This window comes from Pseudomonas sp. GV105 (assembly GCF_003058185.1).
In the GTDB taxonomy this organism is placed as follows: Bacteria; Pseudomonadota; Gammaproteobacteria; order Pseudomonadales; family Pseudomonadaceae; genus Aquipseudomonas; species Aquipseudomonas veronii.
In genome coordinates this window covers 47416-71247 of the sequence record NZ_QBUF01000012.1, presented here as the reverse complement: position 1 = coordinate 71247, position 23832 = coordinate 47416, and the positions used below count along the sequence as shown (strand labels likewise).

Genomic DNA, 23832 nt, shown 5'->3' with positions numbered 1-23832 from the left:
CCGGGATTGTACCGGGCCTGGGCAAAAACATCAGCCTCGCGACTAAACCTCGCTGAGGCTCTCGCGCTGTTCGTAAGCCAGGCGCACCGGGGCGAACGAGCGGCGGTGGATCGGCGTCGGGCCGAGACGGGCCAGCGCTTCCAGATGAACGGGCGTCGGGTAGCCTTTATGGCCCGCAATGCCGTAGCCGGGGTAGATCAATTCGAACGCAGCCATTTCACGGTCACGGCTGACCTTGGCCAGAATCGAGGCGGCCGCGATGGCGGGCACCTTGCTATCACCCTTGACCACCGCTTCAGCCGGCATCGCCAGTTTCGGGCAGCGATTGCCATCGATCATCGCCAGTTTCGGGGTGATATGCAGGCCCTCGACGGCGCGCTGCATGGCAAGCATGGTGGCGTGGAGGATATTCAACTCGTCGATCTCTTCGACTTCGGCCCGGGCAATATGCCAGCTCAGGGCTTTTTCACAGATCTCGTCGAAGAGTTTTTCCCGACGCGCTTCGGTGAGTTTCTTCGAGTCGTTGAGGCCGAGGATCGGCCGGTTCGGGTCAAGAATCACCGCCGCCGTCACCACGGCACCACAGAGCGGGCCGCGCCCGACTTCATCCACGCCGGCCACCAGTTCGTGGGCTTGCGCGACCAGGCTGAAATCCAGCCCCATTTGCGTCGTCATAGGGCTTCCTGTTTATGGCCGATCAAGGTCAACACGGCATCCGCCGCCTGGTTTGACGCATCGCGCCGCAGGGTGCGGTGGATCTCGTCAAAGCCGCGGGTCTGCTCTTCGCCGCCGTCGATCAAGGGGAGTAGCGTCTGCGCCAGGGCTGCGGGCGTTGCATCGTCCTGCAACAATTCCGGCACCAACAGGCGCTGGGCCAGCAAATTGGGCAAGGAGATGTAAGGGCTTTTAACCATGCGCTTGAGAATCCAGAAGGTCAGCGGCGCCAGGCGGTAAGCCACGACCATCGGACGCTTGTACAGCAACGCCTCCAGGGTCGCGGTACCCGAGGCGATCAGCACCGCGTCGCACGCCGCCAGGGCCAGGTGCGACTGACCATCGAGCAGGGTCAACGGCAGGTTGCGCCCTTGCAGCAAGGTTTCGATTTGTGCGCGACGTTGCGGGCTCGCACACGGCAGCACAAAGCGCACGCCAGGCTTCATGATCAGCAGGCGCTCGGCGGCATCAAAAAACAGCGCGCCCAGGCGGCCCACTTCGCCACCCCGACTGCCCGGCATCAGCGCGACCAGCGGGCCGTCCGGCAAGCCCAGTTCGGCACGCGCCGCAGCACGATCGGCGTGCAGCGGGATGGTGTCGGCCAGCGTGTGCCCGACAAACCGCACCGGCACGCCCTTCTCTTCGTAGAAACGGGCTTCGAACGGCAGCAAGGTCAGCATCAAATCACAGCCTTCGCGGATCTTCAGCACGCGCTTCTGCCGCCACGCCCACACGGACGGGCTGACGTAATGCACGGTCTTGATCCCGGCCTGACGCAACTTGAGCTCGATATTGAGGGTGAAATCCGGCGCGTCGATTCCGATGAACACGTCAGGCTTTTCTTGGATCAGGGTCTGAATCAGCAGCTTGCGCCGTGCCAGCAGCTCACGCAGACGGCCCAGCACTTCCACCAACCCCATGACCGACAAGCGCTCCATGGGGAAGTAGGAGGTGAGGCCTTCAGCCTGCATCAACGGGCCGCCCACGCCAATGAACTCGACCGCCGGATGCTGGGCCTTGAGCGCCCGCATCAGCCCCGCGCCCAGGATATCGCCGGAAGCTTCCCCGGCGACCAATGCGATACGCAGATTGGCCATGATCAGCGCGTGATGCCGCGGGTCGACGCCTGGATCGAGTCACGGAACACCGCGACTTCCGGGAACAACATTGCCGGCTCGGTCAGTTCAGCCAATGCCTGCTCAACCGTCAGGCCCTGGCGGTAAACCACCTTGTAGGCGCGACGCAGGGCGTGGATCGCATCGTCGCTGAAACCACGACGGCGCATGCCTTCGAAGTTCATGCTGCGGGCTTCGGCAGGGTTGCCGAACACCGTGACGAACGCCGGGACATCCTTGCCGATAGCCGTGCCCATGCCGGAAAAACTATGGGCGCCGATGTGGCAGTACTGATGCACCAGGGTGAAACCGGACAGGATCGCCCAATCGTCAACGTGTACATGGCCTGCCAACGCGGTGTTGTTGACCAGGATGCAGTGGTTGCCGATCACACTGTCGTGGCCGATATGCGCGTAAGCCATGACCAGGTTGTGATCACCCAACGTGGTCTCGGCACGGTCCTGCACTGTGCCACGGTGAATGGTCACGCCTTCACGAATGATGTTGTGATCACCGATTACCAGACGTGTTTCTTCCCCCTTGTACTTCATGTCGGGGGTGTCTTCGCCTATCGAGGAAAACTGATAGATGCGATTGTGCCTGCCAATGCGGGTCGGTCCCTTGAGGATCACGTGCGGCCCGATGACAGTCCCCTCGCCGATTTCCACACCTGCGCCGACGATCGACCAAGGGCCGACCTCAACGTCGGCGGCCAGTACGGCCGACGGATCGATGATTGCGCGAGGGTCAATCAAACTCATAGTTTGCGTTCCGCGCAGATGATTTCGGCGGAGCACACCGGCTTGCCATCCACCGAGGCCTGGCATTCGAACTTCCAGATCTGGCGCTTGCAGCTGATGAACTTGGCTTCCAGGATCAACTGGTCACCCGGGGTGACCGGGTTGCGGAAACGCAACTTGTCGGAGCCCACGAAATAATAAAGCGTGCCGTCGGCAGGCTTGAGGTCGAGCATTTTGAAACCAAGGATACCGGCAGCCTGGGCCATTGCTTCAATGATCAACACGCCCGGCATGATCGGATGCGCGGGAAAGTGGCCATTGAAGAACGGTTCGTTGATGCTGACATTCTTGTAGGCACGAATGCGCTTTTCCTCAACATTGAGGTCCACTACACGGTCCACCAGCAGGAACGGGTAACGGTGAGGCAGGTATTCGCGAATCTCGTTGATGTCCATCATTTCGGGGGGAAGCCTGTAATAAAGATTGGGGGCGGGCGACTAAACGCACGCCCCGCTAGCAAATCAAGGAGGCAGTCTAGCGGCTGTGCACACTTGATATGGAAATGGTATCAGCCTTCTGATGAAGCATTACCGCCAGGGGTCACGTCCCCAACACGCTTTTCCAGCTGCTTGAGACGTCGAGCCATGTCGTCGATGTGCCTCAAACGCGCCGCACTCTTGCGCCATTCAGCCGCAGGCTGCATGGCGGTACCGGACGAATAGGCACCGGGCTCGGTAATCGAGTGGGTGACCATGGTCATGCCGGTGATGAAGACGTTGTCGCAAATATCGATGTGCCCAACCAGCCCTACGCCACCGGCGAGCATGCAATGCTTGCCGATCTTGGTGCTGCCGGATATGCCTACGCAGGCCGCCATGGCGGTGTGATCGCCAATCTGTACGTTGTGGGCAATCTGGATCTGGTTATCGAGCTTCACGCCATTGCCGATCACGGTATCGGCCAAAGCCCCGCGATCAACAGCGGTATTGACGCCGATTTCCACATCGTCGCCGATCAATACGCCGCCGACCTGGGCAATCTTGTGCCAAACGCCTTTCGAATTGGCAAAACCGAAGCCTTCACCACCGATCACCGCGCCCGACTGAATGACCACCCGCTGCCCGATACGCACATCGTGGTACAGGGTCACGCGAGGCGCCAACCAGCCATCGGCACCGATTTCACAGCGTGCGCCGATAAAGCACTGAGCGCCCACGGTGACACCGGCGCCAATGCGCGCGCCACTTTCGATCACGGCAAAGGCGCCAATGCTCGCCGCAGGATCAACCTGGGCATCATCGGCGATCACCGCCGTCGGGTGGATCCCTCCAGCCGCCTTGGGTTTCGGATCGAACAGGTGGGATACCCGCGCGTAAGCGAGGTACGGATCAGGCACCACCAGCGCATCCCCGGCGTAACCCTCGGCGTCAGCAGCCTTCAGCAGCAGGGCTGCGGCTTGGCTATCGGCCAGGTATTTACGGTATTGGGGATTTGCGAGGAAGCTCAACTGAGATGGGCCAGCCTCCTGCAAGGTGGCTAGCCCAGTGATTTCTTTCTCCGGGGAACCACGCAAGGTGGCTTCCAGGAACTCGGCCAACTCGCCGAGCTTGATAGTCGCGGTCATGGCTTACTTCAGCTGGTTCATGCGCTCGATCACCTGGCGGGTGATGTCGTATTGAGGCTTGACGTCAATCACGGCGCCGCGCTCGAACACCAGGTCAAAGGCACCTTTCTTGATGACTTCTTCCACAGCGCTGTCGAGTTTCGGCTTGAGCTGCTTGAGCATTTCGCGGTCGGCAACAGCCTTGGCTTCGTTCAGCTCCTTGGACTGGAACTGGTAGTCACGGGCCTTTTGCTTGAATTCAAGCTCCAGGCGCTCGCGCTCGCCTTGCTGCATCTTGTCGCCACCGGCTACCAGACGATCCTGGATGCCCTTGGCACTGCTTTCCAACGTTTTGAGCTTGGTCAGTTGCGGACCGAACTTCTTCTCGGCATCCACCGCGTACTTCTTGGCCGCGTCGGATTCCAGCAGGGCCATCTGATAGTTCAGGACGGCGATTTTCATCTCGGCGAAGGCCGGGGTGGTTACCAGCACAGTGGCCAGCAGAACCAATTGAGTCAACTTACGCACGATGTACTCCTACAGATCCGTTGTCGTTATCTTGGGTCAGACGCTTAGAACGTCTGGCCGAGGGAGAATTGGAAAATCTGGGTTTCAGCGTTATCCGGTTTCTTGACTGGCATGGCCAGAGCAAAGCTCAACGGACCAAGCGCAGTCACCCACGTCACGCCAACACCTACGGAGCTCGCCAGGTTGCTGAGGCTTACTTCGTTACACTGGGTATTGGACTTCACGCCAGTCGGGTTGGTGACCTGATCGCACTTGGAGTCGAATACGTTACCCACATCCCAGAAAACCGAAGTACGCAGGGACCGCTGATCTTTCACGAACGGCAGCGGGAACAGGATCTCGGCACCACCCTGGATCAGCACGTTACCACCGAATGGCAGTGCGCTAGTGTCCGTATCCGCCACGGTGCCGGTGTTACCGGTCACGCCAGCGCCACGGCTAGGGGTACCACGAGGACCCAAGGTGCTGTCCTTGAAGCCGCGAACCGAGTTGAAACCACCTGCATAGTAGTTCTCATAGAACGGCAAGCCGCTGGTCGAACCATAACCGTCGCCATAGCCCAGTTCAGTGTGCAGGCGCATGGTGTAGTTGTCGCTCAAAGGCTGGAACAACTGGCCACGGTAGTCGAGCTTGAAGAACGACAGGTCGCTGCCCGGCGTGGTGGCTTCCAGGGTCACGCTCTGGGAGTGACCACGGGTGGCCAGTACGCCTTTGTTCAGGGTCGACTCGGACCAGCCGGCAGACGCCTTGAAGTTCAGGAACTGGTCGCCTTCACGACGGGTGAAGTCGAAGATCTCATCCACGGTGTACACACCGGTCTTGATCTTATCCTGCTGCGCGGTCAGGCCGAAGGTCAGACGCGAGGTCTCACTGATCGGGTAACCGATGTTGACGCCGGCACCCAGGCTGTCGATCGCATAGCTGGCAACGTTGACGTCGAGGTCTTTGTAGTCGGTGGTGCGATAGAAGGCGTTGTAGCCCAGGCTCACACCGTCAGCGGTCCAGTAGGGGTCGACATAACCGAAGTTATAGCGGCTCTGGTATTCGCTGCGAGTCAGGCCGATGGAAACCTTGTTACCGGTACCGAGGAAGTTGTTCTGGGTGATCGAACCACCGAGGATCAGGCCGGCACTCTGTGCGAAACCGACGCTGGCGGTGATCGAGCCCGAGGCTTGTTCTTCAACGGCGTAGTTCACGTCAACCTGGTCGTCCACACCCGGTACGGCCGGGGTTTCGACGTTGACTTCCTTGAAGAAACCCAGACGTTCAAGACGGGTCTTGGACTGGTCGATCAGGTAGGTCGACGCCCAGCCACCTTCCATCTGACGCATTTCACGACGCAGCACTTCGTCCGCAGACTTGGTGTTGCCACGGAAGTTGATGCGGTTCACGTAGGCACGCTTGCCCGGGTCGACCACGAAGGTGATGTCCACGGTGTGGTCGTCATCGTGCGGGGTCGGCACGCCGTTGACGTTGGCGAAGGTATAGCCTTCGTTACCCAGGCGACGGGTGATCAGTTCGGACGTGGTGGTCATCAGCTTGCGCGAGAACACCTGGTCTTTCTGCACCAGCAACAGGGCCTTGACCTGGTCTTCAGGCACTTTCAAGTCGCCGCTGAGCTTGACGTCGCGGACCTTGTACTTCTCACCCTCGTTGACGTTGACGGTGATGTACACATGCTTCTTGTCAGGGGTGATGGACACCTGGGTCGAAGCGATATCCATGTTGATATAGCCACGGTCCAGGTAGTAGGAACGCAAGCGCTCCAGGTCACCGGAGAGTTTTTCACGGGCGTACTTGTCGTCGTTCTTGAAGAACGACAGCCAGTTGGTGGTCTTGAGCTCGAACAGGCCGATCAGGTCTTCATCAGGGAACTTGGTGTTGCCCACCACGTTGATGTGCTGAATGGCCGCCACGGTGCCTTCGTTGATGTTGACCTTGAGGCCGACACGGTTACGAGGCTGCGGGACCACTTCCGTTTCCACGGTCGCGGAGTAGCGGCCCTGGGCAACGTACTGGCGTTGCAGCTCGTTACGCACACCCTCGAGGGTGGCGCGCTGGAAGATCTCGCCCTCGGCCAGGCCGGATTGCTTGAGGCCCTTCATCAGGTCTTCAGTGGAGATCGCCTTGTTACCCTCGATCTCGATACTGGCGACGGAAGGTCGCTCGACGACGGTGATGACCAGGACGTTACCTTCGCGACCCAGTTGGATATCTTGAAAGAACCCCGTTTTGAACAGCGCACGAGTGGATTCCACCAGGCGACGGTCATCAGCCTGTTCCCCGACGTTCAACGGCAAGGCACCAAAGACGCTACCCGCGGAAACCCGCTGGAGGCCGTTGACGCGAATATCGGAGATAGTGAAGGACTCGGCGTGAACTTCGGCGATCATCAATACGGTGAGAACCGCAGTTAGCAGCAGACGTTTCATGAAGTCCTTTCTTATTCCAACTGGCAATAAACAAACTGCCGCAAAATGCGGCAGATTCGCAATTCAGCGAAGCGTTACAGTCGTCCCAGATCGTTGACCAAGGCTAACAACATCACCCCGACCACCAAACTGATACCGATCTGTATCCCCCAACCCTGCACCCGATCCGACAAGGGGCGACCACGCACCCACTCGACCAGATAAAACAACAGATGCCCCCCATCCAATACTGGAATGGGCAACAAATTCAGAACCCCAAGGCTAATACTCAGATAAGCCAGGAAATTCAGGAAATCCGCGACACCCGACTGGGCAGAAGCGCCCGCCACTTTAGCAATGGTTATCGGCCCACTCAAGTTTTTTACCGAGAGCTCGCCGAACAACATTTTCTTGAGCGATTCGAGAGTCAGCACGCTCATGGTCCAAGTACGTTTCGCACCCTCGCCAATTGCCGCCAACGGCCCGAAACTGACCTCGCGCATCATCGACGGCGGCCACTCCGGGCTTTTCACGCCGGCACCGAGGTAACCCCCGGCCGCCTTGGCTTCCCCGCGAACCGCCAGGGTTACGGGGACGTCGATTTGAGCACCATCGCGCTCAACTTTCAGCACAATTTTGGTATCAGGCCGTACACGCACCAGGTCGACCACTTGCTGCCAGTCGCCCAGCGCCTGGCCATCGAGGGCCAGCAGGCGGTCGCCGGTTTTCAGACCTGCGGCCTGGGCCGGGCCTTTCGGGTCAAGCTCGGCGAGCACCGGCGGCAAGGCCGGGCGCCATGGGCGAATACCCAGGGACTTGATCGGGTCCGGCTCATCGGCCCCCTTGAGCCAATGGTCGAGGGCCAGTTCACGCGGGGTCTCGGCGGAAGAGTCCTGCTCGCGCACCACCATCTTGACGGTGCCGCTTTCGCCCAGGCGACGTACCAACTGCAAATTGACCGCGCCCCAACCGGTGGTTGGTTCGCCATCAATAGAAACAATTTCCTGCCCGGCGACCAATCCCGCCTTCGCCGCCATGCTGTCCGCTTCAACCGCACCGATCACCGGGCGTATCTGTTCGCTGCCGAGCATGGCCAGGAACCAGAAGAACACCATGGCCAACAGGAAATTGGCGATCGGGCCGGCGGCGACAATAGCGATGCGCTGACGAACGGTCTTGCGATTGAAGGACTGATCCAGTTGATCCGCCGGCACTTCGCCTTCGCGCTCATCGAGCATCTTGACGTAGCCGCCCAAGGGGATGGCCGCGATCACGAACTCGGTGCCACGGCGGTCGTGCCAACGCAGCAACGGCATGCCGAAACCAACGGAAAAGCGCAGTACCTTGACGCCGCAACGACGCGCCACCCAGAAGTGGCCGAATTCGTGGAAGGTAACCAGCACACCCAGAGCAACCAGGGTGCCGACAATCATGTAAAGCGCACTCATCTAATTTCTCCGCATTCCAATCCAGTGCCTGAAGACGCAAACACGCCCAAAGACTAACGCGCGTTGCGGTTCAACCATTGTTCGGCCAGGGCGCGGGCCTTGGCATCCGCCTCGAACACTGCCCCCAGATCATTCACAGCCACCACGGGTTCAAGACTCAGGACATCCTCGATGATACTCGCGATCTGCGGAAAGCGGATGCGCTGTTCGAGAAACGCCGCCACCGCCACCTCGTTAGCCGCATTGAGCATCGCCGGCGCGCTGTTGCCCGCCTCCGCGGCTTGCCGCGCCAGGCGCAGGCATGGAAAGCGCTGCTCGTCCGGCGCCTCGAAGTCCAGGCGTGCAATCGCGAACAGGTCCAACGGTGCAACACCGGAATCGATCCGCTCAGGCCAGGCCAGGGCATTGGCGATCGGCGTTCGCATGTCGGGGTTACCCAACTGCGCCAGCACCGAGCCATCCACATAGTCGACCAGGGAATGAATCACACTTTGCGGATGAATCACCACCTCGACCTGATCGGGCCGCGCATCGAACAACCAGCAGGCCTCGATCAACTCCAGGCCCTTGTTCATCATGCTGGCCGAATCCACGGAGATCTTGCGCCCCATGGACCAGTTCGGATGGGCGCACGCCTGATCCGGAGACACATGCTCCAGGTCCGCCAGCGGAGTTTTGCGAAAAGGCCCACCGGATGCTGTCAGCAAAATCCGGCGTACACCGACCTGGCTCAGGCCGCGGGCAAAATCGCCGGGCATGCACTGGAAAATCGCGTTGTGCTCACTGTCGAGCGGCAGCAATACCGCCCCGCTCTTGCGCACCGCCTGCATAAAGAGCGTGCCGGACATGACCAGCGCTTCTTTATTAGCCAGCAGGATCTTCTTGCCCGCATCGACGGCGGCCAGGGTCGGGCGCAAGCCAGCGGCGCCGACGATGGCCGCCACCACGGCATCCACCTCGGCATCGGCCGACACCTGGCACAACCCTTCCTCGCCCACCAGCACCTGAGTAGCCAGGCCGGCGGCGCGCAGGTCATCCTGCAAGCCTCGCGCGGCGGCGACCCCAGGCACGACGGCAAAACGTGGCGCATGGCGCACGCACAACGCCAGCAGCTCAGTCAGGCGAGAGAAGCCGGTCAATGCGAAAACTTGATAGCGTTCCGGGTGGCGCGCGATCACATCCAGGGCGCTCAACCCTACCGAGCCGGTCGCACCCAGCACGGTGACCTGTTGCAGGCGGCTCACGACGCAGCCATCCACAACAGCACGGCAAAGATCGGGATCGCAGCGGTCAGACTGTCGATACGGTCCAGCACGCCGCCATGACCCGGCAACAGATTGCTGCTGTCCTTGATCCCGGCCTGGCGCTTGAACATGCTCTCGGTGAGGTCGCCCACGACCGAGATCAATACGACGATGGCCGCGCCCAGCAAGGCCAGGCACAGCTCTTTCACCGACCAGCCACGCACAACACCAACCACGAGCGTGATCACCAAGGTCAAGGCCAGGCCGCCGTACACGCCCTCCCAGCTCTTGCCCGGGCTGACCGCCGGCGCCAGCTTGCGCTTGCCGAAGGCCCGACCGGAGAAGTAGGCACCGATATCGGCACCCCAGACCAACACCATCACCGCCAGGATCAACTCATTGCCGATCGGAAAACGCTTGATCTCCACCAGCCCTTGCCACGCTGGCAGCAGAATCAACAAGCCGATCACCAGCTTGCAGGCAACACTGGACCACTGGCTGCTGGTGCGCGGATAAGTCAACACCAGGAAGGTCGCCAACGCCCACCACAGCACCGCTGCACCCAACACCCAAGGAGCGAGATCCGGGAGGATGTACATCAGGAACAGCAACAGCGCCACGATGGCGGCATACACCACCCGCGGCAACTGCGCACTGAAGCCGGCCAGGCGCGCCCATTCCCAGGCACCAAGCGTCACGACCAGGCCGATGAACAGCGCAAAGCCGGATCCGTCGAGCAGAAAAAAGCCACACAAGGCAATCGGCAGCAGGATCAGTGCAGTGATGATTCGTTGTTTAAGCATTAAACCCGGGCTCCAGCTTCGATCTGCTCGCTCGTTTTACCGAAGCGACGCTGACGGGAAGCGAAATCGGCCAGCGCTTTACGCATGGCATCGTGTTTGAAGTCCGGCCAGAACAGGTCGGAGAAATACAGCTCGGTATAGGCCAACTGCCACAACAGGAAATTACTGATGCGGTGCTCGCCACCGGTACGGATGCACAAGTCCGGCAGCGGCAGGTCGCCGGTAACCAGGCAGGTCTGCAACAGTTCGGGCGTGATTTCGTCCGGCTGCAGGTGGCCGGCCTGCACTTCGCGGGCAAGCCGTTGCGCAGCCTGGGCGATGTCCCACTGGCCACCGTAGTTGGCGGCAATCTGCAGCACAAAACGGTTACTGCCGGCGGTAATGGCTTCAGCCTCACGCATGGCCGCTTGCAGCTCCGGGTGGAACCGCGAGCGATCACCAATGATGCGCAGCGTGATGTTGTTGTCGTTGAGGCGCTTGGCCTCACGACGCAGGGCCCTGAAGAACAGATCCATCAAGGCACTGACTTCCTCGGCCGGGCGCTGCCAGTTTTCACTGGAAAACGCGAACAAGGTCAACACTTCGACCTTGGCCTCGGCGCACACCTCGATCACTGCCCGTACCGCATCGACACCCGCTTTGTGCCCGGCGACGCCAGGCAGGAAGCGTTTTTTCGCCCAGCGATTATTCCCATCCATGATGATCGCGACATGGCGCGGCACCACGGAGGGCACAGTCTGCTTGGTCTTTTCCATGAAAGCGCCCTGACCCTTATACGGCCATCAAGTCCGCTTCTTTTTGCTTGGTGGCCGCATCGATATCAGCTTCGGCCTTGTCGGTCAGCTTCTGGATGTCAGCCGCCGCACGGCGCTCTTCGTCTTCGCTGATTTCCTTGTCCTTGACCAGCTTCTTCAGCTCGCCCAGGGCATCGCGACGGATGTTGCGCACGGCAACACGTGCATCTTCTGCTGCGCTGCGCGCCTGCTTGGTGAAGCCCTTGCGGGTTTCTTCAGTCAGGGCAGGCATGGAAATCAGCAGCAACTCGCCCAGGTTGGTCGGGTTGAGGTTCAGGCCGGCGCTCTGGATCGCCTTGTCGACCGCCGCGAGCATGTTGCGCTCGAAGGCGACGACTTGCAGGGTGCGCGAGTCTTTTACGGTGATATTGGCCACTTGGGTGATGGAGGTGTCGGCACCGTAGTACGGCACCATCACGCTCCCCAGAATGCTGGGGTGCGCCTTGCCTGTACGAATCTGGCCGAACGCATGGGCCAGAGACTCCAGGGATTTGTGCATACGCGCTTGGGCGTCTTTCTTGATTTCGTTGATCATTGTTGGCCTTCCTCGATCAGAGTGCCTTCCGCGCCGCCGTGTACGATGTTCAGCAGGGCGCCGGGCTTGTTCATGTTAAATACGCGCAGCGGCATCTTGTGGTCGCGGCACAGGCAAATTGCCGTCAGGTCCATCACGCCCAGCTTGCGATCCAGCACTTCATCGTAGGTCAGATGATCGAACTTCTCGGCATGCGGGTCTTTGAATGGATCTGCAGTGTATACGCCGTCGACTTTGGTCGCTTTCAACACGACGTCAGCATCGATTTCAATCGCACGCAGGCATGCGGCCGAGTCGGTGGTGAAGAACGGGTTGCCGGTACCGGCGGCGAAGATGACCACTTCCTTGGCGTTCAGGTGGCGCATGGCTTTGCGACGGTCATAGTGATCGGTCACGCCTACCATGGAAATAGCCGACATCACGATCGCCGAGATGTTGGCGCGCTCCAGGGCATCGCGCATGGCCAGGGCGTTCATCACAGTGGCCAGCATGCCCATGTGGTCGCCGGTGACCCGGTCCATGCCCGCCGCACTCAGTGCGGCACCGCGGAACAGGTTGCCACCGCCAATCACCAGGCCGACCTGCACGCCGATGCCGACCAATTGGCCAACTTCCAGCGCCATGCGGTCGAGTACCTTGGGATCGATCCCGAACTCTTCCGAGCCCATCAGGGCCTCGCCGCTGAGCTTGAGTAGAATGCGTTTATAGCGAGCCTGATAACCACTGCCCTGCTGAGCCATTGCGAATCTCTCCTGCGGCGTATTTTAAAAAATTCTTGGCGAGCCGTTTACGGCTTGCGTTCACTCTAGCTGGACGCTATCACAGCGCCATCGGAACACGGCTTTGTAAGCCAGTTCCGAAGGGAAGCCAAATAAAATTAGCCTTCCCATTTGAAAAGAGGCTGCGCGCGTGAGCGGGCAGCCTCTTTCGGGCGACAGTTGAAAACCGTCTTATTGCTTGGCGGCAGCCAGCTGGGCAGCAACTTCTTCAGCGAAGTTGTCGACCGGCTTCTCGATGCCTTCGCCTACTTTGTAGTAAGTGAAGGAAACGATTTCAGCACCGGCTTTCTTGGCCAGTTCGCCAACCTTGATTTCAGGGTTCTTGACGAACGCCTGCTCAACCAGGCTCGCTTCAGCCAGGAACTTGCTGATACGGCCTTTGATCATGTTTTCAACGATGTTTTCTGGCTTGCCCGCGATCTTGTCAGCGTTGAGGCTCAGGAACACGGCTTTTTCGCGTTCGATGGCTTCAGCGGACACTTCCGATGGCAGCAGGAATTCAGGGTTGCTGGCCGCTACGTGCATAGCGATGTCTTTGGCCAGCTCAACGCTGCCGCCTTTAAGGGCAACCACAACGCCGATCTTGTTGCCGTGCAGGTAACCACCGACAACATCACCTTCAACGCGAGCCAGGCGACGGATGTTGACGTTTTCGCCAACCTTGCCGACCAGTACCAGGCGATCAGCTTCTTGAGCGGCGATCAGCGGAGCGGCGTCAGTCAGCTTGTCAGCGAACGCTTTCTCAATGCTGGCAGCAACAAATGCCTTGAAGTCGTCCTGCAGAGCCAGGAAGTCGGTCTGCGAGTTCACTTCCAGCAGAACTGCGGATTTACCGTCTTCTTTCAGCGCGATGGCGCCTTCAGCAGCAACGTTGCCTGCTTTCTTGGCAGCCTTGATGGCGCCCGAAGCACGCATGTCATCAATGGCTTTTTCGATGTCGCCGCCAGCCTTGGTCAAGGCCTTTTTGCAATCCATCATGCCTTCGCCGGTACGCTCACGCAGTTCTTTAACCAACGCTGCAGTAATCTCTGCCATTTCAAAATCCTCTTGGATAGGTTTTCAACCATTCCACCCGATCAAACGGGCGATCAATTCTTCCCGAATCACCCTTGTAGGCCGCTGCACGTTACAGATGTTGTAGCTGCGCTGCCGACAAATGGTTTTCGAGGGGGCAAAAAGGGGGCCAAGCCCCCTTTTTGCTTACTGAGTCAACGCCAGGGCGTCAATTACTCAGCTGCGGCTACCGGAGCTTCTTCAGCGAACTGCTCGGTACCACCAGCAACGTGGTTGCGACCGCGGATGACAGCGTCAGCCATCGAACCCATGTACAGCTGGATAGCGCGGATGGCGTCATCGTTGCCTGGGATGATGTAGTCAACGCCTTCTGGGCTGCTGTTGGTATCGACTACGCCGATAACAGGGATGCCCAGCTTGTTGGCTTCGGTGATCGCAATGCGCTCGTGATCAACGTCGATAACGAACAGTGCGTCAGGCAGACCGCCCATGTCCTTGATACCACCCAGGGAACGATCGAGCTTTTCCAGGTCGCGAGTACGCATCAGCGCCTCTTTCTTGGTCAGCTTGGCGAAAGTACCGTCTTCGGCTTGCACTTCAAGGTCACGCAGACGCTTGATGGAAGCACGGATGGTTTTGAAGTTGGTGAGCATGCCGCCCAACCAGCGGTGATCGACGTACGGCGAACCGCAACGTGCTGCTTCTTCAGCAACGATCTTGCCAGCGGAACGCTTGGTGCCGACGAACAGAATCTTGTTTTTGCCCTGGGCCAGACGCTCTACGAAAGTCAGAGCTTCGTTGAACATTGGCAGGGTTTTTTCAAGGTTGATGATGTGGATCTTGTTACGCGCGCCGAAAATGTATTTACCCATTTTCGGGTTCCAGTAACGGGTCTGGTGACCGAAGTGCACACCGGCCTTCAGCATATCGCGCATGTTGACTTGGGACATGATAGTTCCTTAATAAGTCGGGTTTGGCCTCCACGTATCCCAATGACCAACCAGCGGCATCAAGGCCTCCGGCACCCAGGTCATCGTGTCGACACGTGTGTGGATTTAAGCTTCGCGGGGTATCCCCGGAAAGCGGCGCATTTTATACCACACGAAGGGAAAAAACGAAACCCGCAATCACATTTGCCGCCAACGACTTTTGCGCAACCCTTTGAATCGCGCCACTATAGCCCCACCTTATAGAGATAACCGATGGCCAGACGCTCATGGTTTGCCGCCCGCGTCTGGTAGAATCGCGTTTTTCAGGGCTTGTGCGAATTCTGCAACCTTTTGTCGCACACCCGTAAACCGTATTGATTTCAGCGCCTCGCGCTAGAGAGAGAGCCTGTATGACCGTTACCTTGAAAACCGCCGAAGACATTGCCGGCATGCGCGTTGCCGGCAAACTGGCGGCCGACGTGCTGGAAATGATTGCCGAACACGTCAAGCCCGGCGTCACCACCGAAACGCTGGACCGCATTTGCCACGACTATATAGTCGACGTGCAAAAAGCTATCCCTGCCCCGCTGAACTACAAGGGCTTCCCCAAGTCGATCTGCACCTCGATCAACCACGTGGTCTGCCACGGGATTCCCGGCGACAAACCGCTGAAAGACGGCGACACCCTGAACATCGACGTCACCGTCATCAAAGACGGCTACCACGGCGATACCAGCCGCATGTTCCATGTCGGCACCGTGCCGGTCTGGGCCGAGCGCCTGTCCCAGGTGACCCAGGAATGCATGTACAAGGCCATTGAAATCGTCAAACCCGGCTGCCGCCTGGGCGATATCGGTGAAGTGATCCAGAAGCACGCTGAAAAGAACGGCTTCTCGGTGGTCCGTGAGTTCTGCGGCCACGGCATCGGCAAGGTGTTCCACGAAGAGCCGCAGATCCTGCACTACGGCCGCGCCGGCACCGGCATGGAACTCAAAGCCGGCATGACCTTTACCATCGAGCCGATGATCAACCAGGGCAAGGCCGACACCAAGGTGCTGGGCGACGGCTGGACCGCCATCACCAAGGACCGCAAGCTCTCCGCCCAGTGGGAACACACCCTGCTGGTCACCGACACCGGCTACGAGATCTTCACCCTGCGCGCGGACGACACCATCCCACGCATCTCGGCGTAACGGCTGCCCTGGTTTTCCCAGACTGTGTTGTGACTGACTGATAGATAGAAAGGAAAGCCGAACGATGCCCCAGGTGGATCCCGAACTCTTCGACCGTGGCCAGTTCCAGGCCGAACTGGCGCTGAAGGCCAGCCCTATCGCCGCCTTCAAGAAGGCTATCCGCCAGGCCCGCGAGGTGCTCGACGAGCGCTTTCGCAGCGGCCGGGACATCCGTCGGCTGATCGAGGACCGTGCCTGGTTCGTCGATAACATCCTGCAAAAGGCCTGGGAACAGTTCAGTTGGAGCGAAGACGCCGATATCGCCCTGGTGGCGGTCGGCGGCTACGGCCGCGGCGAGCTGCACCCCTACTCGGACATCGACCTGCTGATCCTGCTGGACAGCGCCGACCATGAGATCTTTCGCGATTCCATCGAGCGTTTTCTGACGCTGCTGTGGGACATCGGCCTGGAAGTCGGCCAGAGCGTGCGCTCGGTGGCCGAATGCGGCGAAGAAGCCCGCGCCGACCTCACCGTCATCACCAATCTGATGGAAAGCCGCACCATCGCCGGTCCCGAGCGTCTGCGCCAACGCATGCTCGAAGTCACCAGCACCGCGCACATGTGGCCGAGCAAGGAGTTCTTCCTGGCCAAGCGTGCCGAGCAGAAAGCCCGGCACCACAAGTACAACGACACCGAATACAACCTGGAACCCAACGTCAAAGGCTCCCCCGGGGGCTTGCGCGATATCCAGACGATCTTGTGGGTCGCCCGTCGCCAGTACGGCACCCTGAACCTGCGCGCCCTGGCCGGTGAAGGCTTTCTGGTGGAAAGCGAAAACGCCCTGCTCGCCTCGTCCCAGGAATTCCTCTGGAAAGTGCGCTACGCCCTGCACATGCTCGCCGGGCGCGCCGAAGACCGTCTGCTGTTCGACCATCAGCGCTCCATCGCCACCCTGCTGGGTTTCGAGGGCGAAGACGCGAAGACCAGCATCGAAAGTTTCATGCAGCAGTACTACCGGGTGGTCATGAGCATCGCCCAGCTCAGCGACCTGATCATCCAGCACTTCGAAGAAGTGATCCTGGCCCCGGAAGACGAAGCGCCGCCGCAGCCGATCAACCCGCGTTTCCAGCTGCACGACGGCTATATCGAGGCGCGCAACGACAACGTGTTCCGCCGCACGCCGTTTGCCATGCTGGAAATTTTCGTGCTGATGGCCCAGCAGCCGGAAATCAAAGGCGTGCGCGCCGACACGATTCGCCTGCTGCGAGAAAACCGTCACCTGATCGACGATGACTTTCGCAACGACATCCGCAACACCAGCCTGTTCATCGAGCTGTTCAAGTGCAAGATCGGCATCCACCGCAACCTGCGGCGGATGAACCGCTACGGCATCCTCGGGCGTTACCTGCCGGAGTTCGGCTTTATCGTCGGGCAGATGCAGCACGACCTGTTCCACATCTACACCGTCGACGCCCACACCCTGAACCTGATCAAGCACCTGCGTAAGCTGCAGTACACCCAGGTGTCAGAGAAATTCCCGCTGGCCAGTAAGCTGATGGCCAAGCTGCCCAAACCCGAACTGATCTACCTGGCCGGCCTGTACCACGACATCGGCAAAGGCCGCCACGGCGATCACTCGGAAGTCGGTGCAGTCGATGCCGAGGCGTTCTGCCAGCGTCACCAGTTGCCGTTGTGGGACAGCCGCCTGATTGTCTGGCTGGTGCAGAACCATCTGGTGATGTCGACGACCGCCCAGCGCAAGGACTTGTCCGACCCGCAGGTGATCCACGACTTCGCCGGGATCGTCGGCGATGAAACCCGTCTCGACTACCTGTATGTGCTGACGGTTTCCGATATCAATGCCACCAACCCGACCCTCTGGAACTCCTGGCGCGCGAGCCTGTTGCGCCAGCTTTACACCGAGACCAAGCGCGCCCTGCGCCGGGGCCTGGAAAACCCGGTGGACCGCGAAGAACAGATCCGCCGCACCCAAAGCGCGGCCCTGGATATCCTGGTGCGCGGCGGCAACGACCCGGACGACGTCGAACAATTGTGGTCGCAACTGGGCGACGATTACTTCCTGCGCCACACCGCCGGCGACGTGGCCTGGCACAGCGATGCAATCCTGCAGCAACCGGCCGATGGCGGCCCGCTGGTGCTGATCAAAGAGACGACCCAACGCGAGTTCGAAGGCGGCACGCAGATCTTCATCTACGCCCCCGACCAGCACGACTTCTTCGCCGTGACCGTAGCGGCCATGGACCAGCTCAACCTGAACATCCACGACGCCCGGGTCATCACCTCCAGCAGCCAGTTCACCCTCGACACCTACATCGTGCTCGACACCGAAGGCGAGTCCATCGGCGATAACCCGGCGCGGGTGAAAAAGATCCGCGAAGGCCTGACCGAAGCGTTGCGCAACCCGGACGACTACCCGACCATCATCCAGCGCCGCGTGCCACGCCAGCTCAAGCATTTTGCGTTTGCGCCCCAGGTGACCATTTCCAACGACGCCCAGCGCCCGGTGACGGTGCTGGAACTCAGCGCGCCGGATCGCCCGGGCCTGCTGGCGCGGATCGGCGGGATTTTCCTGGAGTTCGACCTGTCGTTGCAGAACGCCAAGATTGCGACCCTCGGCGAGCGCGTGGAAGACGTGTTCTTCATTACCGACGCCGACAACCAGCCGCTGTCCGACCCCGAACTGTGCCGCCGCCTGCAGGATGCAATCGTCCAGCAGTTGAGCGTTCACCAGGAGCCCGGGGTCGAGCTGACGCGCCTGACGATTTGATACCCGCCCAGTTTTTAACGCCTTGCACGAGATCCACCGATGAACAACGCCCTGAACCAGCTGCAGCCCTACCCGTTCGAAAAATTGCGCGCCCTGCTCGGCAGCGTCACGCCGAACCCGGACAAACGTCCGATCGCGTTGTCCATCGGCGAGCCCAAGCATAAATCGCCGACCTTCGTCGCCGAGGCGTTGAGCAATAACCTCGACCAGATGGCGGTGTACCCGACCACCCTGGGCATTGCGGCGCTGCGCGAAGCCATCGCGGCCTGGTGCGAACGCCGCTTCAATGTACCCAAGGGCTGGCTGGACCCGGCGCGTAACATCCTGCCGGTCAACGGCACCCGCGAGGCACTGTTCGCCTTCACCCAAGCCGTGGTCAATCGCAGTGACGACGCGCTGGTGGTAAGCCCGAACCCGTTCTACCAGATCTATGAAGGCGCGGCGTTCCTGGCCGGCGCCAAGCCGCACTACCTGCCGTGCCTGGACGCCAATGGCTTCAACCCGGATTTCGACGCCGTGTCGCCAGACGTCTGGAAGCGCTGCCAGATCCTGTTCCTGTGCTCCCCCGGCAACCCGACCGGCGCGCTGATCCCGGTCGACACCCTGAAAAAGCTCATCGCCCTGGCCGACGAATATGACTTTGTGATTGCCGCCGACGAGTGCTACAGCGAGCTGTACTTCGACGAACAAAGCCCGCCGCCGGGCCTGTTGAGCGCCTGCGTCGAACTCGGCCGCCAGGACTTCAAACGCTGCGTGGTGTTCCATAGCCTGTCCAAGCGCTCCAACCTGCCGGGCCTGCGTTCCGGCTTCGTGGCCGGCGACGCCGACATCCTCAAGGCCTTCCTGCTGTACCGCACCTACCACGGCTGCGCGATGCCCGTGCAAACCCAACTGGCAAGCATCGCCGCCTGGCAGGACGAAGCCCACGTCCAAGCCAACCGCGACCTGTATCGGGAAAAATTCGACGCTGTGCTGGCGATCCTCAAGCCGGTGCTGGACGTACAAGCCCCCGATGGTGGTTTCTACCTGTGGCCGAATGTAGAGGGTGACGACGCCGCCTTCTGTCGCGATCTGTTTGTGCAAGAACACGTGACCGTAGTACCCGGTTCGTACCTGTCGCGGGAGGTGGACGGCGTCAACCCAGGCGCCGGGCGCGTTCGCATGGCATTGGTTGCACCACTGGCGGAGTGCGTGGAAGCGGCTGAGCGCATTCGCGATTTCATTCAACGCAGGAAGTAACCTCGCCACATCCCGCACTGTGTCGCACAGTGCGGGAACCTTGTTCACTCGCTCACCACCAATAGGCAAACTTCCTACGAGTAATGCCTATGAGCCTAATCACCCCGTCGCTCGCCCCTCCCCCCGCTTATGAGCCGCTCCCGAATAACCACACCTCCCCTCCCGAATCCGCCGGGCGAACCAAAAGAGGCATCGCCGACAGCGACAAGCGCTGGCCGGCCGGCGTGGTCACCGTTGCGCTCGACCTGAGCAGCGAAAAAAGCAAAGCGCTGGTGGTGGACGCTATCCGCGAATGGGCCCACCACACGCCGGCCCTGCGCTTCAATATCGTCGAAGGCAAGACGGGCGATATTCGTATTTCTGACGATGAAGGGCTCAAGGGCAATTGGTCCGCCATTGGCACAGAGGCCAAGCGCATCGATGAAGATCAACCCACGATGCACCTCAACCGGACCGACGACTCGAAGAAGTTGCGCAGTACGGCCCTGCACGAATTCGGCCACGCCCTCGGGTTATTGCACGAACACCAACACCCGCAGAACAGCCTGGATTGGGACAGCCCCCAAGTGTATGACTACTACACCAGCGACTCTTTCAACGAAGCCATGGTACGCGAGCATATCCTTGAGCCAGACAACCGGCCCGGCCTGCAGATCACCCCATACGATCCACAGTCCGTGATGCATTATGAAATTCCGGCAGCATTGAGGCGCAACGGCCAGGCCATTCCTAAAAACACAACCCTTTCCGCGGGCGACAAGCAAACGATCAGAATGCTATACCCCCCGGTCAACCCGACGTAGCGGGCTCAGGGGTAAACATAGGCTCACGTATTCACTCAACACCGCCGGGAACTTTCCTGCAATTGGCACGAATCAACCAGTGTCTCGTCTCGACCTGCCGCAGGAAACGCTCAATGATAAACCCCGCCCCCGAAGCCTCGTATCAGCCTGGCACGCACTGGTCGCCTGGCGAAAGCAGCGATAGCGCTACGCCAACGCACAGTCTTTCGAGACGTCGACGCAATGTCGGCGAACCGGGCAAATACTGGCCCCAGAACACTACGCTCACGATCGCCATGTATGAGTATGGGGTGGACGACGAATACGTGCTGGCCGTGAAAAAAGCCGCCAGCCGTTGGCTGCCCCATATCAACCTGAAGTTTGATTTTGTCTCGGGGGCGAGAGGCGATATCTGTATTGCGCAGAATCCGCCGGGCGATAACGGCGGCGCTTCATCCATAGGCACCGATGCGCGCAACATTCCGTTCGGGCTGCCGACCATGAGCCTGCCCATGGATCACAACGCGCCCCGCTTCGAAGACACCGTCCTGCATGAATTCGGGCATATGCTCGGTGCCCATCACGCCCACCAGCACCCCGATGCCAACATTCCGTGGAACCGTGAAACCATCCACCAGACCTACCGCAACACCCCCAACCCGCAGGAGGTGGAGGACAACGTCCTGCCGCTGACTCGCAGCAGCGCTTATGACTTGCTGCCTTATGACCCTGACTCGGTCATGCACTACGCTGTCAGCCCGGACCAGACCAATGGAAAGCGGGCGCACAGCGAGAACAGGTCACTGAGTGACGGAGACATTGCCTGGGCCAAAAAAACCTACCCTCAAGCGGCGCCCATGCCCGCCGTGATCCGTCATCCACGCTTTCGTGATGCCGACTCAGACTGCACCGTTTAAAACACTGCACACTCAGCGCCGGCGGCACGGCGGCCCCCAATTGCCTACTTCGGCGACCCCAGGTTCGCCTCACTCATGTCCAGATCGTCCAACACCTCCCTCAACACGTCATCCCCAATCCGGTGATGACGGCTCAGGCTATACAACTCCAAGCGCTGCGCCCGCAGCGCCTTGAGCCGTAGCTTTCGCTCCAGTTGGTCCATCTGCGACGCCAGCGCCTGGGCTTCGGCGGAGTCGTTGAAGACGTCCAACTGATGCCGGTATTCCGACATCAGTCGCGCCTTCAGTTCGGTAGCCAATGCGGCCTGGGCGGCGTCCGCGGGAGCGCTCTCGGTGGGTTCTTCGACCTCAAGCGCATGGATCGCCGCCACGGCGGTCTTTTTCCACGCCTCGCGCACTTCATTGTGGTGTTTTTCATCGGGGCTTTTTTCAATGCCGCGCAGCAGCAGCGGCAACGCAATACAGGCAGCGATGAGCGACAACAGGATCACCCCGGCCGCGATAAAGATCAGCAGATCGCGTTCCGGGAACGCCTTGCCCGGCGCCAGCAGCAAGGGCACCGACATCACACCGGCCAACGTCACCGCCCCGCGCACACCGCCCACGGTCAACAGCCAGCAGGAACGTGCCGTCGGCACCAGGGTAAGCTCGCTTTTCCCACGCAGGCGCCGGAGCACACCCGACAGACGCCAGATGCTTTGCACCCAGATGAAGCGTAATACCAACAACACCAGGAAGATCGCGACCACGTCCAGGCAGCGATACAGCAGGGTCGGCCACAGCGTGGTTTCATGACTCACCACCGCCTTGATGATGTCCGGCAGTTGCAACCCCAATAGCAGGAAGATCAAGCCATTGAAGGCAAACTCCAGCAGCGACCACACACTGCGATTGAGCAAGCGCGTGCTGGTCTGGCGGGGCAGCAGGTCCAGCCAGCTTTGCATCATGCCCGCCGCCACGGCAGAAAGAATCCCCGATGCGCCCAGGCGTTCGGCCAGAACATAGGCGGCGAACGGCAGCAGCAACATGAACACAACGTGGGTGGCCGGGTCGTCCCAGCCTCGCGCAATCATCCAGACACGCAAGCGCCCCACCAGCCAGCTCAACGCGATCCCGACCGCCAGACCGCCGATGGCCACCAGTACAAAGGTCAGGCTGGCATCCGCCAGGGAAAACACCCCGGTCAAGGCTGCCACCAGGGCGAACTTGAAGGTCACCAGGCCCGAGGCATCGTTCATCAAGGCTTCGCCCTGGAGCATATGCATCAACGGCGTGGGTAAACGGTTCTGGGAAATGGCCGACACCGCCACGGCGTCCGTCGGCGACAACACCGCCGCCAAGGCAAAGGCCACCGGCAATGGAATCGAAGGCAATAACCAATGAATGAAGTAGCCGGCGCCGACCACGGTGAACAGCACCAGCCCCACTGCCAACGTCAGAATCGGCCCGCGCAGGCGCCACAGTTCACGCTTGGGCATGCGCCAGCCATCGGAGAACAACAGCGGCGGCAGGAACAGAAACAGAAACAACTCCGGGTCCAGCGCGACATGCAGCCCCAGCGTGGGCCAGGCCAGCAAGGCCCCGGCGGCAATCTGCACCAGCGGTAACGGCAGTGGGATGACTCGCCAGACCAGCCGCGAAACACTGACCAGCATCAGCAAGATAAGAACGGTGTAGGCGGTTTGCATAACGCGGTTTTCCCGGACAATCGACTTGCAACGACACACATCAGGCAACAACTCACCATTGAAGTGCCATATTAGCCGCCTATGCTGCGCGATGGCTTTCGCACAATAGTCGCACCGGGCAATCCACGCTAGAGACGAGCGGCACCCAAACCCGCTGGTCGTGGCATAATCCCAGACCTTTCATCTTCATTGGTCCAAAGGGGGGCAATTCCTTGACCGTATCAAGTAAAACCTTGCACCTTTTCGGCATCAAAGCCTGCGACACCATGAAAAAAGCCCGCACCTGGCTCGACGAGCACGGCGTGAGCTACGAGTTCCATGACTACAAAACCGTCGGTATCGACCGCGAACACTTGACCCAATGGTGCAACGAGCACGGTTGGCAGGTGGTTTTGAACCGTGCGGGCACCACCTTTCGCAAACTCGAAGACGAACGCAAAGCCGATCTCGATCAGTCGAAAGCCATTGAATTGATGCTCGCACAACCCTCGATGATCAAGCGCCCGGTGCTTGATCTCGGAGACAGAACCCTGATTGGCTTCAAGCCAGATACTTATTCGGCAGCCCTCAAGTAGGCCGGCCATCCCAT

22 protein-coding genes are annotated in these 23832 nt (G+C 60.1%); 6 read left to right on the top strand and 16 right to left on the bottom strand.

All coding sequences use genetic code 11. The features are described 5' to 3' along the window. Positions 1-42: 42 nt before the first annotated feature. From rnhB to rpsB, 15 genes are all read right to left on the bottom strand, one after another. Positions 43-675 (bottom strand): ribonuclease HII, encoded by a 633-nt coding sequence (rnhB, locus tag C8K66_RS22455; protein WP_017844751.1) that lies wholly within the window; start codon positions 673-675, stop codon positions 43-45. After that, the gene (gene lpxB, locus C8K66_RS22450; protein WP_017844750.1) at positions 672-1811 is read right to left on the bottom strand and encodes a lipid-A-disaccharide synthase; all 1140 of its coding nucleotides are present in this window, start codon (positions 1809-1811) and stop codon (positions 672-674) included. The genes rnhB and lpxB overlap by 4 nt, the downstream gene beginning before the upstream one ends. Positions 1812-1813: 2 nt before the next feature. Continuing rightward, entirely contained in the window at positions 1814-2590 is a 777-nt protein-coding gene (gene lpxA, locus C8K66_RS22445) for an acyl-ACP--UDP-N-acetylglucosamine O-acyltransferase (RefSeq protein ID WP_046384462.1), read from the bottom strand. Further along, positions 2587-3027, bottom strand: a complete 441-nt coding sequence (gene fabZ, locus C8K66_RS22440; RefSeq protein ID WP_003172281.1) for a 3-hydroxyacyl-ACP dehydratase FabZ — start codon at positions 3025-3027, stop codon at positions 2587-2589. The genes lpxA and fabZ overlap by 4 nt, the downstream gene beginning before the upstream one ends. Positions 3028-3137: 110 nt before the next feature. After that, positions 3138-4193: a UDP-3-O-(3-hydroxymyristoyl)glucosamine N-acyltransferase gene (gene lpxD, locus C8K66_RS22435; RefSeq protein WP_108525962.1), complete on the bottom strand. Its 1056-nt coding sequence runs from the start codon at positions 4191-4193 to the stop codon at positions 3138-3140. 3 nt (positions 4194-4196) lie between these two features. Then, on the bottom strand, positions 4197-4700 hold the full coding sequence (locus C8K66_RS22430) for an OmpH family outer membrane protein (protein ID WP_003172279.1): 504 nt from the start codon (positions 4698-4700) through the stop codon (positions 4197-4199). Between the two features lie 44 nt (positions 4701-4744). Then, positions 4745-7132 (bottom strand): outer membrane protein assembly factor BamA, encoded by a 2388-nt coding sequence (gene bamA, locus C8K66_RS22425; RefSeq protein WP_108525960.1) that lies wholly within the window; start codon positions 7130-7132, stop codon positions 4745-4747. A 74-nt stretch (positions 7133-7206) separates the two neighbouring features. Continuing rightward, positions 7207-8559: a sigma E protease regulator RseP gene (rseP, locus tag C8K66_RS22420; protein ID WP_108525958.1), complete on the bottom strand. Its 1353-nt coding sequence runs from the start codon at positions 8557-8559 to the stop codon at positions 7207-7209. Positions 8560-8612: 53 nt separating this feature from the next. After that, positions 8613-9803 (bottom strand): 1-deoxy-D-xylulose-5-phosphate reductoisomerase, encoded by a 1191-nt coding sequence (gene ispC, locus C8K66_RS22415; protein WP_017844745.1) that lies wholly within the window; start codon positions 9801-9803, stop codon positions 8613-8615. Continuing rightward, a complete protein-coding gene (locus tag C8K66_RS22410) occupies positions 9800-10606 on the bottom strand; it encodes a phosphatidate cytidylyltransferase (RefSeq protein ID WP_017844744.1) in 807 nt (268 codons plus the stop codon). Before C8K66_RS22410 ends, ispC begins: the two co-directional genes overlap by 4 nt. Then, positions 10606-11361 (bottom strand): polyprenyl diphosphate synthase, encoded by a 756-nt coding sequence (uppS, locus tag C8K66_RS22405; RefSeq protein WP_017844743.1) that lies wholly within the window; start codon positions 11359-11361, stop codon positions 10606-10608. Before uppS ends, C8K66_RS22410 begins: the two co-directional genes overlap by 1 nt. 16 nt (positions 11362-11377) lie before the next feature. Further along, on the bottom strand, positions 11378-11935 hold the full coding sequence (gene frr / locus C8K66_RS22400; RefSeq protein ID WP_046384466.1) for a ribosome recycling factor: 558 nt from the start codon (positions 11933-11935) through the stop codon (positions 11378-11380). Then, entirely contained in the window at positions 11932-12675 is a 744-nt protein-coding gene (gene pyrH, locus C8K66_RS22395) for a UMP kinase (protein WP_003172271.1), read from the bottom strand. The genes frr and pyrH overlap by 4 nt, the downstream gene beginning before the upstream one ends. Before the next feature lie 210 nt (positions 12676-12885). Then, a complete protein-coding gene (gene tsf / locus C8K66_RS22390; RefSeq protein ID WP_046384467.1) occupies positions 12886-13749 on the bottom strand; it encodes a translation elongation factor Ts in 864 nt (287 codons plus the stop codon). 191 nt (positions 13750-13940) lie between these two features. Further along, positions 13941-14678 carry a 30S ribosomal protein S2 gene (rpsB, locus tag C8K66_RS22385; RefSeq protein ID WP_017844740.1) on the bottom strand — a complete coding sequence of 246 codons (738 nt, stop codon included), beginning with the start codon at positions 14676-14678 and terminating at the stop codon, positions 13941-13943. A gap of 389 nt (positions 14679-15067) precedes the next feature. Between rpsB and map the strand changes: the two genes are divergently transcribed. From map to C8K66_RS22360, 5 genes are all read left to right on the top strand, one after another. Next, positions 15068-15850, top strand: coding sequence for a type I methionyl aminopeptidase (gene map, locus C8K66_RS22380; protein ID WP_017844739.1), 783 nt, complete (start codon positions 15068-15070; stop codon positions 15848-15850). 64 nt (positions 15851-15914) lie between these two features. Further along, entirely contained in the window at positions 15915-18617 is a 2703-nt protein-coding gene (locus C8K66_RS22375; protein WP_046384468.1) for a [protein-PII] uridylyltransferase, read from the top strand. A gap of 39 nt (positions 18618-18656) precedes the next feature. Then, positions 18657-19856: a succinyldiaminopimelate transaminase gene (gene dapC, locus C8K66_RS22370; protein WP_046490180.1), complete on the top strand. Its 1200-nt coding sequence runs from the start codon at positions 18657-18659 to the stop codon at positions 19854-19856. Between the two features lie 89 nt (positions 19857-19945). Then, on the top strand, positions 19946-20659 hold the full coding sequence (locus C8K66_RS22365) for a M12 family metallopeptidase (protein ID WP_108525956.1): 714 nt from the start codon (positions 19946-19948) through the stop codon (positions 20657-20659). A 113-nt stretch (positions 20660-20772) separates the two neighbouring features. Next, positions 20773-21555: a M12 family metallopeptidase gene (locus C8K66_RS22360; RefSeq protein ID WP_108525954.1), complete on the top strand. Its 783-nt coding sequence runs from the start codon at positions 20773-20775 to the stop codon at positions 21553-21555. A gap of 44 nt (positions 21556-21599) precedes the next feature. On the opposite strand, the gene C8K66_RS22355 is transcribed toward C8K66_RS22360, so the two are convergent. Beyond that, positions 21600-23243 (bottom strand): Na+/H+ antiporter, encoded by a 1644-nt coding sequence (locus C8K66_RS22355; RefSeq protein ID WP_046384470.1) that lies wholly within the window; start codon positions 23241-23243, stop codon positions 21600-21602. Positions 23244-23455: 212 nt separating this feature from the next. Between C8K66_RS22355 and C8K66_RS22350 the strand changes: the two genes are divergently transcribed. Beyond that, on the top strand, positions 23456-23818 hold the full coding sequence (locus C8K66_RS22350) for an ArsC family reductase (RefSeq protein WP_026139766.1): 363 nt from the start codon (positions 23456-23458) through the stop codon (positions 23816-23818). Positions 23819-23832 lie beyond the last annotated feature (14 nt).

Bases quoted from the DNA above. Each gene is read 5' to 3' on its own strand.
- rnhB (WP_017844751.1), bottom strand. From the start codon at position 675: ATGACGACGCAAATGGGGCTGGATTTCAGCCTGGTCGCGCAAGCCCAC.
- lpxB (WP_017844750.1), bottom strand. From the start codon at position 1,811: ATGGCCAATCTGCGTATCGCATTGGTCGCCGGGGAAGCTTCCGGCGAT.
- lpxA (WP_046384462.1), bottom strand. From the start codon at position 2,590: ATGAGTTTGATTGACCCTCGCGCAATCATCGATCCGTCGGCCGTACTG.
- fabZ (WP_003172281.1), bottom strand. From the start codon at position 3,027: ATGATGGACATCAACGAGATTCGCGAATACCTGCCTCACCGTTACCCG.
- lpxD (WP_108525962.1), bottom strand. From the start codon at position 4,193: ATGACCGCGACTATCAAGCTCGGCGAGTTGGCCGAGTTCCTGGAAGCC.
- bamA (WP_108525960.1), bottom strand. From the start codon at position 7,132: ATGAAACGTCTGCTGCTAACTGCGGTTCTCACCGTATTGATGATCGCC.
- rseP (WP_108525958.1), bottom strand. From the start codon at position 8,559: ATGAGTGCGCTTTACATGATTGTCGGCACCCTGGTTGCTCTGGGTGTG.
- C8K66_RS22410 (WP_017844744.1), bottom strand. From the start codon at position 10,606: ATGCTTAAACAACGAATCATCACTGCACTGATCCTGCTGCCGATTGCC.
- uppS (WP_017844743.1), bottom strand. From the start codon at position 11,361: ATGGAAAAGACCAAGCAGACTGTGCCCTCCGTGGTGCCGCGCCATGTC.
- frr (WP_046384466.1), bottom strand. From the start codon at position 11,935: ATGATCAACGAAATCAAGAAAGACGCCCAAGCGCGTATGCACAAATCC.
- pyrH (WP_003172271.1), bottom strand. From the start codon at position 12,675: ATGGCTCAGCAGGGCAGTGGTTATCAGGCTCGCTATAAACGCATTCTA.
- tsf (WP_046384467.1), bottom strand. From the start codon at position 13,749: ATGGCAGAGATTACTGCAGCGTTGGTTAAAGAACTGCGTGAGCGTACC.
- rpsB (WP_017844740.1), bottom strand. From the start codon at position 14,678: ATGTCCCAAGTCAACATGCGCGATATGCTGAAGGCCGGTGTGCACTTC.
- map (WP_017844739.1), top strand. From the start codon at position 15,068: ATGACCGTTACCTTGAAAACCGCCGAAGACATTGCCGGCATGCGCGTT.
- C8K66_RS22375 (WP_046384468.1), top strand. From the start codon at position 15,915: ATGCCCCAGGTGGATCCCGAACTCTTCGACCGTGGCCAGTTCCAGGCC.
- dapC (WP_046490180.1), top strand. From the start codon at position 18,657: ATGAACAACGCCCTGAACCAGCTGCAGCCCTACCCGTTCGAAAAATTG.
- C8K66_RS22365 (WP_108525956.1), top strand. From the start codon at position 19,946: ATGAGCCTAATCACCCCGTCGCTCGCCCCTCCCCCCGCTTATGAGCCG.
- C8K66_RS22360 (WP_108525954.1), top strand. From the start codon at position 20,773: ATGATAAACCCCGCCCCCGAAGCCTCGTATCAGCCTGGCACGCACTGG.
- C8K66_RS22355 (WP_046384470.1), bottom strand. From the start codon at position 23,243: ATGCAAACCGCCTACACCGTTCTTATCTTGCTGATGCTGGTCAGTGTT.